13 protein-coding genes are annotated in these 12,202 nt (G+C 50.4%); 3 read left to right on the forward strand and 10 right to left on the reverse strand.

Features of this window, described 5'->3' with window-relative positions:
* Nucleotides 1-128: 128 nt before the first annotated feature.
* The 6 genes from DQX05_RS07315 to DQX05_RS30610 form a co-directional block, all read right to left on the reverse strand.
* Entirely contained in the window at nucleotides 129-1,526 is a 1,398-nt protein-coding gene (locus DQX05_RS07315) for a TraB/GumN family protein (RefSeq protein WP_259391845.1), read from the reverse strand.
* A 258-nt stretch (nucleotides 1,527-1,784) separates the two neighbouring features.
* A complete protein-coding gene (locus DQX05_RS07320; protein ID WP_119792237.1) occupies nucleotides 1,785-2,174 on the reverse strand; it encodes a hypothetical protein in 390 nt (129 codons plus the stop codon).
* A gap of 201 nt (nucleotides 2,175-2,375) precedes the next feature.
* Nucleotides 2,376-3,821, reverse strand: coding sequence for an MBL fold metallo-hydrolase (locus tag DQX05_RS07325; RefSeq protein WP_119792239.1), 1,446 nt, complete (start codon nucleotides 3,819-3,821; stop codon nucleotides 2,376-2,378).
* A 77-nt stretch (nucleotides 3,822-3,898) separates the two neighbouring features.
* The gene (locus DQX05_RS07330) at nucleotides 3,899-5,098 is read right to left on the reverse strand and encodes an FAD/NAD(P)-binding oxidoreductase (RefSeq protein WP_119792241.1); all 1,200 of its coding nucleotides are present in this window, start codon (nucleotides 5,096-5,098) and stop codon (nucleotides 3,899-3,901) included.
* A 483-nt stretch (nucleotides 5,099-5,581) separates the two neighbouring features.
* The gene (locus DQX05_RS07335; RefSeq protein WP_220483164.1) at nucleotides 5,582-6,241 is read right to left on the reverse strand and encodes a response regulator transcription factor; all 660 of its coding nucleotides are present in this window, start codon (nucleotides 6,239-6,241) and stop codon (nucleotides 5,582-5,584) included.
* A complete protein-coding gene (locus tag DQX05_RS30610) occupies nucleotides 6,241-6,405 on the reverse strand; it encodes a hypothetical protein (RefSeq protein ID WP_182914657.1) in 165 nt (54 codons plus the stop codon). Before DQX05_RS30610 ends, DQX05_RS07335 begins: the two co-directional genes overlap by 1 nt.
* Nucleotides 6,406-6,678: 273 nt before the next feature.
* Between DQX05_RS30610 and DQX05_RS07340 the strand changes: the two genes are divergently transcribed.
* Nucleotides 6,679-6,858: a hypothetical protein gene (locus DQX05_RS07340; RefSeq protein ID WP_119792245.1), complete on the forward strand. Its 180-nt coding sequence runs from the start codon at nucleotides 6,679-6,681 to the stop codon at nucleotides 6,856-6,858.
* Between the two features lie 106 nt (nucleotides 6,859-6,964).
* On the opposite strand, the gene DQX05_RS30615 is transcribed toward DQX05_RS07340, so the two are convergent.
* The 4 genes from DQX05_RS30615 to DQX05_RS07360 all read right to left on the reverse strand — a co-directional run bounded on the left by DQX05_RS30615 (nucleotide 6,965) and on the right by DQX05_RS07360 (nucleotide 10,127).
* Nucleotides 6,965-7,573 (reverse strand): hypothetical protein, encoded by a 609-nt coding sequence (locus DQX05_RS30615; RefSeq protein WP_182914658.1) that lies wholly within the window; start codon nucleotides 7,571-7,573, stop codon nucleotides 6,965-6,967.
* 233 nt (nucleotides 7,574-7,806) lie between these two features.
* Nucleotides 7,807-8,337, reverse strand: coding sequence for a hypothetical protein (locus DQX05_RS07350; protein WP_119792249.1), 531 nt, complete (start codon nucleotides 8,335-8,337; stop codon nucleotides 7,807-7,809).
* Nucleotides 8,338-8,398: 61 nt separating this feature from the next.
* Nucleotides 8,399-8,899: a GNAT family N-acetyltransferase gene (locus tag DQX05_RS07355; protein WP_119792251.1), complete on the reverse strand. Its 501-nt coding sequence runs from the start codon at nucleotides 8,897-8,899 to the stop codon at nucleotides 8,399-8,401.
* A 304-nt stretch (nucleotides 8,900-9,203) separates the two neighbouring features.
* Nucleotides 9,204-10,127 carry a VanW family protein gene (locus DQX05_RS07360; RefSeq protein ID WP_119792253.1) on the reverse strand — a complete coding sequence of 308 codons (924 nt, stop codon included), beginning with the start codon at nucleotides 10,125-10,127 and terminating at the stop codon, nucleotides 9,204-9,206.
* Nucleotides 10,128-10,324: 197 nt separating this feature from the next.
* Here DQX05_RS07360 and DQX05_RS07365 point away from each other — a divergent pair, with 197 nt between their 5' ends.
* Both DQX05_RS07365 and DQX05_RS07370 read left to right on the forward strand, forming a co-directional pair.
* A complete protein-coding gene (locus DQX05_RS07365; RefSeq protein ID WP_119792255.1) occupies nucleotides 10,325-11,485 on the forward strand; it encodes a hypothetical protein in 1,161 nt (386 codons plus the stop codon).
* A gap of 132 nt (nucleotides 11,486-11,617) precedes the next feature.
* Nucleotides 11,618-12,187, forward strand: coding sequence for a TetR family transcriptional regulator (locus DQX05_RS07370; protein ID WP_119792257.1), 570 nt, complete (start codon nucleotides 11,618-11,620; stop codon nucleotides 12,185-12,187).
* Nucleotides 12,188-12,202: the final 15 nt, after the last annotated feature.

The raw sequence follows: 12,202 nt of genomic DNA on the forward strand, positions 1-12,202 counted from the left end.
TCAAAGGCTTGAATAACGGCGACATCTTCAACATACCTGACTTGATTATCAATGTGTGATTTCAACAAAATGGCTAACCCGCCGCCATTTGGTATGGCGTACGGGTTAGTCCTTGCCGTTGCTGTATTCTATTTCACGAACTCCACTTCATAACCGTTCGCTTTTAGCTGATCGATAATCATGTCTTTGATAACGAAGTGACCGGCTCCGACAACGACAAAGTGCGTGGACGCCCCTTCTTTATCCAGCAGCTCCATCAGCTTTTTGGCCATATTTTTATCCCGTTCCCCGAACAATCGCTGCGCCGAGTCGCTCTTCACCATGTCCTCCGAATCCATGAAGGATTCCGAGAATTTTTCAAGGTCGGCCTTGGTCCACAGGATCTGCCACTGTCTCAGCTGCTCGCTCGCATCCACCGGCTTGTCGGCGGCCGGCGTCAGGATTTGATCCAACACCTCGTTCAATTCTTTCTCCTGCACCGCAGGCGGCACATTATTGAAGAGATCCGCCTGGAACTTGAGTCCTTCCAGCTCATGAATCGGCTTGCCTGTCAACAAGGCCGAGTTGGTGAAATACATATCGACACCAAGGGCTGCCCCTTGAGCCATGTCTGCAGATTCACCTGACATATTGGCCATCGAGAGATTGGTCGTGATTGCCCACGGCTTGAACGGATCGAAGGTATCTTGCGCCATGTTCAGCTGCTCCAGCACCTTTTGCAGCTTCTCATAGGTTTGCTGCGACACATGCTCCTTCAATTGCGTGCCGTCTTGATACGTCATGAGTTGGATGAAATACTGCATCGAGGCTTCTGTGTCGAGCAAATTCACTTCTACCCACAGCGTGTCCGACTGTGCAAACGCGTCTCGGATTGATTTTTGCATCGGATACATGTCTGGAATGCCCAGGTGAATCGCCCCGAGGAGATAGAGCGTATTTTGCCCCTTCGTGGCTTTCCAGAGAAGCCCCTTCGCCCCGCCTCCTGCCGCATCATAACCGAATTGGACAAGACGGCTTGCCATAACAGACGCTTGCTCTACGGTACTCGGCTTATCTAGCTCCAGCCCTTTGCCTGTTCCATAGACAATGCCGTTCTTCTGCAAGAACGCTACCGGATCGGACATATCTCGATCAAGCGATTCAGGCCATTCGTACTGGGCAAATACGCTATACACGGCATCGATCACCGTTTTTCTCGTAATTTCCTTCGCTCCGGACGGAATGGCGACCTGCCCTGTTTTCTTTAATTCGAGCGCATCCAATTTGGCGGAAGTCGCTTCGATGAGAGCTTGCAACTTATCCTGCGTGATTGGCTGTTGGAACGTGCCGTCAACGTACCACGCAAGCGGGAAGATCCCGTACTTCTCCCCTTCATTCAGCGTTTTAACCGACCACGTACTGATTTGCGGAATGGCCGCAGGTCCTTCATTCGCTTGTGCCGGAATGACGAATCCGAGCATAGCGATCAAGACGGCCAATCCGCTGGCCACACTTCGCTTCACCCTACTCCATCTGCTACATTTCACTGCTATTCTCCTCTCCAAAGGATATATGTACGAAAAAGAAGCCTCAACGATTATATCTCATTCCTCTATGAAAAGGAAGATATTAGGTAATCGTGCACAGACATTTATCCGCTGCGCATGCCCGTTCCTGACTGTAACCGCAGCGATGACGGCCATACGCTTCGAACAACAAAAGGTGAATCAGGTTCTCCCTGACTCACCTTGTCGTCCTTGCCGGTAAACACGGCTTTATTCAGCCGGACCGCCTGCTGTCGCCACTCAGTTAACTTTGTATGTAACCGTGAAGTAATTCATCGTGTACGAAGATGGGGCGGCAAATTGAAAATAAAGATAGCCGTCTTCCGTCGCCGTAAAAATTCTGCCTACATTGCTATTGTAAAAAGTCCCGAGATGATAGTTCGAACTATAGACCGAGTAATGGGCGTAGCTGCCTTGAGCATAAATCGTTAGCTGCTGGCCTTTCTTCAGGTAAATCCCTTCCCATGGGGTAACTTCATTCGGCCGCAGCGCATAATACTTAATGAATTGCTGGCCTTCTTGAACGACCGGGCCCGCAGAGACGGCAGGAACAGGGTTCTGAGAAGCATAGGCCGGCGAAGCGGTGGCCAGGACAGCTAAAGCGGACAATGAGAGCAGAAGCTTCTTCATTTCACATCACTCCTTAAATATTTGTATTTGATGTAATATATGTAAGTTTCACCTTCTTGAATATAACAAAGATATAATATAATGTAAACCTTTATTTTCTATTTTCATAGATTTATTGGTAGAATTCATCGACATATACAAAGATCGGCTCTCCACAGATCATTGAGGCCTATGGAGAGCCGCTCCATTGGAGCAGACCGATTACTTGGCTATAGGCAAGCCTTCCTCACGCCATCGGATGATGCCCCCTTGCAGGTTCATTACATTCATACTGCCATGCGCCTGCAGAATGCTGGCCGCAATCGCCGAGCGCGCCCCCGTCCGGCATTGGAGAAGCACCGGCTTGCCTTCAGGCACCTCACGGATGCGTCCCGGCAGCGTCCCGAGCAGAATATGGCTCGCGCCCGGAATGCGGCCTTCCTCCCATTCCGCTCCAGAGCGTACGTCCACGACAGCGACCTTCCCGCCCAGAACCTGATCGGCGATGTCCGCCGGAGCCACTTCGCGATACGATTCCAGGTCTGACGCCGCCGCATCGATGCCGCTCCACAGCGCGGAAGCCTCGATCGTGCCCGCAATCCGGTCGATGCCAATGGACCGCATGTCGCGGACAATCTCAGGCAGTTGATCCGCTTCTCCCATCACATACAGCGGCCGCTCGTCATCGACGAGCCATCCGGCCCATGCCGTGAAGGAACGGTTGTACGGCAAATTGATCGTTCCCTTCACATGCCCGGATGCAAATTCCGTACTAGACCGCGTATCAATCACAACCGCGTCTTCCTCCGCAAGACCGGAGACCGCCGTGATTGTGCCCTCAATCCACTCCGGTGCGGGAAGCCGGGCGAGCAGCTCCGGACCATCGCGGTTCACCCGCTTCATGCGGGGGAAATAGGTTGGAGGCTCGGGCTGTCCCGCCAATAATGCAGCGGTAAAGGCTGGTTCGTCTTCCATGGATAAGGCCCAATTGAAGCGCTTCTCGTAACCGACCGTCGAGGACGGGATCGCGCCAAGCGCCTTGCCGCAGGCGCTGCCCGCTCCATGGGCCGGCCATACCTGCACATAGTCGGGCAGCTGCTTGAAGCGCTGCAGGGAGCGGTACATCTGGCGCGCTCCCTCCGCGGCGGTGCCAGCCAGGCCCACCGCTTTCTCCAGCAGATCCGGCCGGCCGATATCGCCGACGAAGACGAAGTCGCCCGTAAATATGCCCATCGGGCTATCGGCGCCCCCGCCTCGGTCTGTCAGCAGGAACGACACGCTCTCGGGCGTATGGCCCGGCGTATGCAGCACCTCGAGCTCGATCCGCCCCACCTGGAACCGCTCTCCGTCTCTGACCAGCCGATGCTTGATCGGTGCTCTGCCCTCGCCGCCGTTCACGTAAGCATAAGACCAATCCGGTCCGCCTTCTCCCGACACATAGAGTGTGGCCCCATGTTCCTCCCCCAGCTCGCGGGCGCCCGATACGAAGTCGGCGTGGATATGCGTCTCCGCTGCGGCGACGACCTTCAAGCCTTCGGCCTGAGCCGTCTTGATATACGGAACAACATCTCTGGCGGGGTCGATCACGATCGCTTCCCCCGTCGCTTGACAACCCACGAGATACGAAGCGTGGGCCAGCTTCTCATCGTAAAAATAGCGCAGTAGCATGTATGCCGCTCTCCCCTTTCTCTGAACATATTCAACTAACGTTTTATATCTGTTCTGTTGACCTTATGAACCTGCGGTTACATCCGTCCCTTCAGCATGCCGTGCCAGTACAGCTTCGGCAGCAGCTCTTTCTTCAGCAGATACATACTGTACCGCTCCTTCGACTGGTCGAACGGGAACGTCTCCTGCGGCGTCAGATCATAATCGAACTCCGCGAGTATGAGCCGATTATAGCCCGTTACGAGCGGGCAGGAGGTATACCCGCCGTAGCTTACATCCGGCGCCTTCCCCGCCAACACATTCAACACATTACGGGCCGCTGCCGGGGCCTGCTTGCGAATGGCCGCCCCTGTCTTCGAGGTCGGCAGATTGCTGCAATCGCCCAGAGCGAACACGTTCGCGAACCGGACATGCTGCATCGTATGCTTATCGACCTCGGCCCATCCGCCAGGCCCGGCAAGCGGGCTATCCCGGATGAAGGACGGGGCGGACATCGGCGGCACGACATGAATCAAGTCGTACCGGAGCGTCTCCCGGTCCTTCGTGTCCACATGCTCGAAGACCGCTTCCCGCTTGGCGGAGTCGATCTCGACCAGATTGCGCTTGTATTTGGCCGTGATTCCCTTGCGCTTCACCACCTTGTCGAGCGCAGCGGCGTACTTCGGCACGGCGAAGATCGACGCATTGCCGGATGCGAAGATAATCTCTGTCTTCTCCCTGACACCCGAGCGCCGGAAGGCGTCGTCGGCCAAATACATGATTTTCTGGGGCGCGCCCCCGCACTTGATCGGCGTGTTCGGCTGCGTGAAAATTGCGGTGCCGCCGCGGAACTCCCGGATCGACCGCCAAGTGCTGTCCACATAGCGGTAATCATAGTTGCTGCATACGCCTTCACGGCCGATGCATTCCTTCAGCCCCTTAATCTGATCCCAATCGACCTGGATACCCGCGGCGACGACGAGGACATCGTACCGGATGACGGTGCCAGTACTTGTAACGATGCTGTTCTCGTCCGGGCGGAAATGCGCGACCGCTTCCTGCAGCCAGTCGGCTCCCTTCGGGATAAGCGATTGCTGATCGCGCTCCGTCACCTCCTTGCGCGCGACTCCGCCGCCGACGAGCGTCCACAAGGGTTGATAGTAATGCTTGGCCTGCGGATCAATGACCACGACGGAGCCGTGCAGTGTTGCCGATGTTCGCAGCACACGGGCCGCAACCGACAACCCGGCGCTGCCTGCCCCTACAATGACGACGGCATAGTGGAGTTGCTGTGGCATCACATACCTTCCCCTCTTCCAAAATGCTGCTAGTCTGGGTTCTCCATCCAATCTCTAAGGCCTATTCTACTCTTGCGCTTCAATGTTCGCAAGCGGCTCCTTAATGCACCAATGGTCAAATTATATGGCCAGACTTCGGGTTCTATGTTTTACATTTCGGTGAATGAACTGAAGGGCGGATCCATTTCAAGTTTGATTAGGGTTCTGACTTCGGTAGGTTATAGACGTTCGAATCTATCTTGATCGCTTTCGCGTAAGACAATGGAGGAATGGCTTTTGTTCGCGCTTAGGGAAGGGTGGCGGAATGGTCTCTCCCATCGGCATGGCCATGGTATACTATATTGCGCCAGTCCGCCAATGAGGTTTTGTTATGATTTACTTGAAAACGGGCTGTTCATACTGTGGCAGGCACTGAGCTTAATGCTTTACATGCCCATTGGAGGTAAAATCTTGGCGGGGTTGGACCCTGGACATGCCCGCGTGTTACAGCCGGCCCAGCTTGCTCAAATATAGAACGAGCTCCGTACGGTTCCGGCATTCGAGCTTATCGAGAATTCGGGATACATAATTTTTAACCGTCCCCTCGGTAACGAACAGAGCTTGAGCGATCTCTTTATTACTGCTTCCGGATAGGATATGACGGGCAACTTCCGCCTCTCTCGGGGTAAGCAGCCCCAGCTTATCCGGTACGGGAGCCTCTTGGTGAGACGGCATGGGGTTGTCCCGTCCGGAGGATATGGCCTCTACCATGCGTTCGGTCACCTTCGGATTGAGAAGCACGCTGCCGGCGTATACCGTTTTGATGGCGTGTAAAATATCGGCGGAACCGGAATCCTTCAATATATATCCTTCCACCCCGTTCTTCAACCCTTGGATAATATACTCATCTTCATTAAAGGTGGTCAAAATGATAACCTTGATCTCCGGATGCCGCTCCTTCACCAATTGAGCAGCCGTAATTCCATCCATCACCGGCATTCGGATGTCCATCAGAATCACATCAGGGTTCATCACTTCAAGCCGTTCCAACAGTACTCTGCCGTTTGGCACTTCACCGATTACCGAGACCTCATTGTACATGCTCAGTATCATTTTAAGCCCTTCCCGGACGATTTCCTGGTCATCTACAATCATTACCTTGATCATAGCGTCCCCCTTCGATTATGCATGCTGCCCGCACCTTCCCCAAGCCTGCTCAGGCTGCGAAGGACACCGGACATCAATAGTAAGTTGGCAATGGCCAGCTCTTCAACGGCAGACAAATAGATCTGCAGCGCGGCATTCGCCTCCTGCAGCTCCCTATCCAAGTTCTATAGGACACACGGGCACTGAACATCATCAGCACAATCGGTATCCGTTGTATATGTGTTCTTCTAATCTTCAATCATATCAATTAATCATAGCATGGCTTTTTGAGGTTTCATAGATAACGAAAGTCATCGAAAAACGAGGAAAAGTGATGCGACAATTGAGTACTTTCGTGAATTGGGCGCAGCTCGCCATCATTCTACAATATTCTGTATAAGCCAAGCACAGCAACCAAACGGTTTTCGACAAACAACGGAAAAGGAGTGCGCATGATGAATTCACTTTTTATTATTATCGGCATCGTAGAGCTGCTCTGCGGAATTTTCATCAACATTTATATCGGCTTCTTGGCCAAAACTCTCTTGTGGAAGGTTGGAACTGCTCCCCGAATCCCCCTACGAGTAATCGGGATCTATCTGATCATCAATGGCATTTCGAAGCTTACCCAATAAAAAGTCCATTCCCGGATGTCGGACCATAGGTCCGACATTTTTTCATAAAATTTTTACGAATGTCAATCAACAACAAGCAATGGTCCCGCTTTCAGACCGGATACATTCAAAACCTATTTTGATGTTTCCCCTGTCTCTCGAATTCTTGCCAAAGCTCCCTTCGCTGCTTGTCTCCCATTCGCCATGCCGGATTGCGCAATCTCCCATAATTTCTCTTTTGCCGGGACATGCCTGTGATAGCCCAAAATCTCGCATGCTCTTTCCTGCACATACATATCCTCATCAACTCATCGATACATTTCCTATCATCTTCGAGATGCTGTGTATCGATATCAGCTTCCGCCGGATAGTCCTTTTTTAAATCATCCCAATCCAGATCGGGAGATTGTTCCAACGAAGCAAGGAAAGAACTTACACTTCGGAAGCCCGGCGACAGATCGGTTTCCTCATGACTAATGTAGCATACCTTGTTTTGTAAAGGTCCCCGACAGTAAAGTCCAACATAGTTCGAATTGTCATCGCTCCATAAAGGGAGAATGTCTTGAAATTCTTCAACATCAGCCAGACATTTATGAAGTTCAATGATCTCGTCTCGATTCATGAGCTTCAAGAAAAATTCACCAGCCACTTGCTTGGCATGATGAGACGCTAGAGCATCCATCACATCCCTTGGCAGTTCTATAGGAAGCCCGTCATAAAGCTCTGCAACATTCATTATCTCTTCTCCTTTTAATATGTTATCTAAAAAGACGCTTCTACAGGGTGTTCTTGTTCAATTCTTTTCTTCGCTACAAGTACATCGCAAGGTGATGTACTCCACTCCGGATTCTTGGGAAACATTCTTGTAACTTAAAATAACACCTTATTCAATCTTCGCCTCGATAGGGCCTTATCAGCAGCCGTTTCGTTTCGATTCGCATTGATTTTATCATTACGGCCCCCAATTCTTCACCATTCTTGTGAATTGCATAGGATACATCCAAGACAGGACAAATAGACGGGATGCTCGTTACACATCGGATAACCTTCAGGTATCGTTGGTACGTCATCATCTTCATCCAGTGTGATCCAATCGGCATAATACTGAGCATCTACATCTGTTTTAGCAAACAGCTGCACCATGTTGAAGAAGTGCCCCAATGTCTGCCTGCACCACTCCTCACTCGGTTCATAATCTAGTACATGCCAATTCGTCTTGGTCATCGCGCCTTGTATCGTACGCAATAAGAAATGTTTCATTTCATCAAAATCGTCTTTTTTCCAAGGCATTTCTTCTATATGACATCCAACCGTTCCACGGCCAACGATATTTTGGTCCCTTTGCGCCAGCCATATCACAAATTCCTTTTCTCTATTCGTGGCAGCTAGTTCAGACCCGCTTAAAACGATGACATCCACAAATACGGAAGTACCCGTATTGGTCATTCTTAATGGTTCTATCGCTTTTTCAAGTCGTTTCGGCATCGATATTTGATTCATCACGGTCTCCTTCGGCATGTCCCAATGCGAACACGATGTGATAGGTTGAGTTCACATTGGATCATTGCGCTTGCATCGAGCGCCTCATCACCATAAAGTCAACCTCTTGCTCTCCGATTTTACTTTGGAATAATGATCCCTTAGCAAATCCGGCACGCTCATACACTTTAATCGCCCGTTCATTACATGCGGCCACAACCAATTGAATATTCGTTACTAGATACTGCTCATGAATAAATTGAAGACTGCTTCTAACAAAATCGGCCCCCATTCCCTTCCCGGTGAACTTCGGATGCAATCCTAATCCAAAATCAATGTATGTATCATGATGATAGATGCCGATGTCATATCCTCCCGGCACACGCGCTGAGTTCCCTGTACAAATAAACCCGATTAAGACATTATCATTGTCCAAGACATAAAAATAGTCCCCGTTCATGAACTCTGCAATGGTGTCCTCATCCCCGTCCATACTATAGAGCGAATAAGGCTCATCATAAGTCCACTTCGCAATGATGGAAGCATAGTCCTCTGTCATTGGGAAATAATGCAGAGATGACATGGTTAACCAACTCCTCTTCTTATTGGTTACAATCAAAGCATCGGCCTTTTCCCCGATCCGATCTTCATCCTGCCAAAATTATTCGTTTAGCCTGTTCAAACGAGCTTCCTCTTCCTCGGTGAGATAGCTTGGGATATCCCATAATTCCTGGCAAAGGCGAATCATCCTTGAAGCGCTCCACAATGGAGTAATCTTCCGCAAGCAGCGATTAATCAAAAGTATAGAAAACCGTTTGCTAGAAAACAACCATTTTCGTGAAATGCCGGAAAAGCATGCCTGCATCAGCCAGGCATGCGCCTCTTTTTTATTCCTGCACTTTCGCTTCTATATCGAGGGAGATCTCTTCCGGCAGACGCCGGGTCGTGCCTGGGACCTCGCGCGGAATATACTTAATCAATTCGGAAGAATACACCGCAACGACCATTTGGCCCCCGCCGGCATGAGCGCGGATGAGAACCGGTTGATTGTACCGATTTTGAAATGTGAAATCCGGCCCGCCCCAGCTCACCGTCGCATCGCGGCGAGGCGGTACATAGGGCACATGCCGGCTGTGGGAGTAACGCTGCTTGATGGCAAGCCCTGCCCGGTCCACGGCATTGAACAGTGTCGAGGATACCTGGCAGATTCCTCCGCCAATCCCTTCCGAATACTCCCCGCTTACGATTATAGGCGCTTGCCTGTATCCTTTCGCCATGGTTCGCATACCGACAACCCGGTTGAACGAGAACTGTTCTCCCGGGAACACGACGGTGTTATTAATGGCTTTTGCCGCCAGGTCCACATTATGCGACCGGTTTTTATTTCTGGAATTGTAAAAGGTCACGTAATATCCGATTCTCTTGTCACGGATATATGCCAACAGTTCGCTATCAACTTTGGCGTGAACCTTCAAGCGCGGCGCTTCGATAGCTTGGGAACCGGTGCTGTAGAGGCAGGAATAGAATTGCTCTCGAAAACGCCTCCGATCCAGTTTATAACCGCTCTGTTCCGGGATAATTTCCTCGTAATCGCCAATCCGCGCATTTCTGGGTGCTTGATACACTTTCTGATCGAGATCATCAAGAAGCCGGTCTATTTTGTCATCATTCAAAAGCGGGAACACCGGCGCCACATAATCGGCACGATTCGCGGTCGCAACGCTGCGCCCCTGTACGCCGATCTGCACACTGCCGGGAACGAGGGCCTGGTGCAGCAGAAGCAAGATTTGAACATATGTAGCCCAACTCAAATCGGGACACCCCAATTCACGAAATGTACCTAATACATTTCCCTGAAAAGCGGCTGATTATTTTCGCACCGCGCGCAGCTCCCAGCGCGCGGTTGCATGACGGCGGTCGACCACATGCGGCACATAATTTGAAAAGAAATGACAACACTATCCATAAGTATGGATTGGACAGACTTAATTGACATGGAGGCCAGACCATGAATCCATTGATGACTCGCATCATCTTATTCTTGCTGATCATTTCATTCCTTCCCGTTCACAATACCGTCGTCTATGCTGCGCGCACACCGCAATCCACGGTTGTCATCAGTGTACGAACCACTCCTTCTGCCACGTTCGAACAGAAGCTCGTTCTGACTCCGAAGGATGCCGTTCAACTCTTGAAGGCTAGCAAGGAGGAAGAGGCTTCATCCCCGGCCGCGCTTTCTGATATTTATTTACTGATCTCGTGGAAAGGTCAGTCGAGAACATACCGAATGGAAAAACTCGGGGTCTTTTGGAGCGAAACGGAGTCAAAACGGCTCATCCTGTCTCCAAAAGCAACGAAGCTATTGCAAAAATATTGTGCAGAATTAAAGGCACGCCACTATGGAATGAGCATCCCTTGGAGTGAAGCAAAGCAATTGGTCCCGCGAAAAAGTACCTTTTCCATCATCGATTTGGAAAAAGGGCTTTCGTTTCGTGTGCAACGGCGAGCCGGAAGCAGACATGCCGACGTGCAGCCGCTGACCAAAGAGGACACCAAGATTATGAAGCAAATTTATGATAATCAATGGAGCTGGAAACGAAAAGCGATATTAGTCATTACAGACAAACATAAAATTGCAGCTTCCATGAACGGGATGCCGCATGGAGGAGATGGTATCCCGGGTAATGGATTTTCAGGCCACTTCTGCGTTCATTTCTTGGACAGCAGCACCCATCGCTCCGCCAATCCGGATATATTTCACCAGTTGATGGTATATACGGCCTCCGGCCAGCGCGAGACCTTTTTCAATATGGCGTCTCCCGCCATGCTGTCGGAAATTTTCATTGGAGCATTGTCCGTACGGGATGTTGATCTGTTGAAAAGCGTCTCGAATGGACTGAATCCTGAAGCTGTAGACTCCTTTTTGAAAGAGATCGAAAGGGGAACGACGTTTCGACTAACGACCAAAAAGAAACGGAACCATAACACGCGGAGCACCGAACAAGGCATTGTCCATAGCCTGACGGCGGAAGTGACTCACTCCGTGTCGTGGCGGCGCAAAAATCAACCCGAAAAGGGCGCGGCCTTCCAATTTGAATTTGCGCGGGATTCGTTACATTCGCCCTGGAAATTAACCAATGTAAGGAGCAATATGAAGCAGAGGAATTGATAAAATCCCCGTCATGTGCTTTAATTTTCAATGATGGGGATATTGCGACGACATTCCGAAGATAATTGACTTATAAAAATGGTTCTGTTACAATGAATGACGTTCAGTCATTTCAGCCAGGAGGTACTGCAAATGGACAAAAGAGAAAAGATCGTTCAAGCGTCCATCGAGGTTTTTAAAGAAAAAGGGATCGAAAAAGCCAAAATATCGGACATCGTCCAAAAGGCCGAGATTGCTCAGGGAACGTTTTATCTGTATTTTCCCTCTAAATTATCGGTTATGCCTGTGATCGCGGAGCAAATTGTGCTGCAATTTATGAAGAAAATTGAAGTCTCGGTTTCACTTGACGATCCGTTGACCGAACAACTAAGTCAATTGGTGAATGCCATTTTCCAGGTTACGGCTGAATTTCGTGACGTGTCCGTTCTTGTCTATGCAGGCCTGTCCACTACCGAAAATATGAGCAAATGGGAAAACATTTATGCTCCGCTTTACGATTTGGTCGCTTCTCTGTTCGAGACAAACAAACAGCGCCGCCTCGTTCGCGCAAACCTGGATCCCGCTCGTACCGCCAAATTAGTGCTTGGGCTGATTGAAGCTGCTGCAGAGCAAGTCTTTTTATATGATGCGTACGACTCTCAAAATGAAGCCAATCAAAGAGCTGAATTACTGACCTTTTTAGAGCATGCTTTGCGTCCGTAAAGTATGTCGTCTTTT

The sequence above is a fragment of the Paenibacillus thiaminolyticus genome (assembly GCF_003591545.1).
Taxonomy (GTDB): domain Bacteria; phylum Bacillota; class Bacilli; order Paenibacillales; family Paenibacillaceae; genus Paenibacillus_B; species Paenibacillus_B thiaminolyticus_A.

Excerpts from the sequence above, each read along its gene's own strand:
- DQX05_RS07340 (WP_119792245.1), top strand. The coding sequence starts at position 6,679 with ATGAATTCACTTTTTATTATTATCGGCATCGTAGAGCTGCTCTGCGGA.
- DQX05_RS07350 (WP_119792249.1), bottom strand. The coding sequence starts at position 8,337 with ATGAATCAAATATCGATGCCGAAACGACTTGAAAAAGCGATAGAACCA.
- DQX05_RS30615 (WP_182914658.1), bottom strand. The coding sequence starts at position 7,573 with ATGAATGTTGCAGAGCTTTATGACGGGCTTCCTATAGAACTGCCAAGG.
- DQX05_RS07325 (WP_119792239.1), bottom strand. The coding sequence starts at position 3,821 with ATGCTACTGCGCTATTTTTACGATGAGAAGCTGGCCCACGCTTCGTAT.
- DQX05_RS07320 (WP_119792237.1), bottom strand. The coding sequence starts at position 2,174 with ATGAAGAAGCTTCTGCTCTCATTGTCCGCTTTAGCTGTCCTGGCCACC.
- DQX05_RS07330 (WP_119792241.1), bottom strand. The coding sequence starts at position 5,098 with ATGCCACAGCAACTCCACTATGCCGTCGTCATTGTAGGGGCAGGCAGC.
- DQX05_RS07370 (WP_119792257.1), top strand. The coding sequence starts at position 11,618 with ATGGACAAAAGAGAAAAGATCGTTCAAGCGTCCATCGAGGTTTTTAAA.
- DQX05_RS07355 (WP_119792251.1), bottom strand. The coding sequence starts at position 8,899 with ATGTCATCTCTGCATTATTTCCCAATGACAGAGGACTATGCTTCCATC.
- DQX05_RS07365 (WP_119792255.1), top strand. The coding sequence starts at position 10,325 with ATGAATCCATTGATGACTCGCATCATCTTATTCTTGCTGATCATTTCA.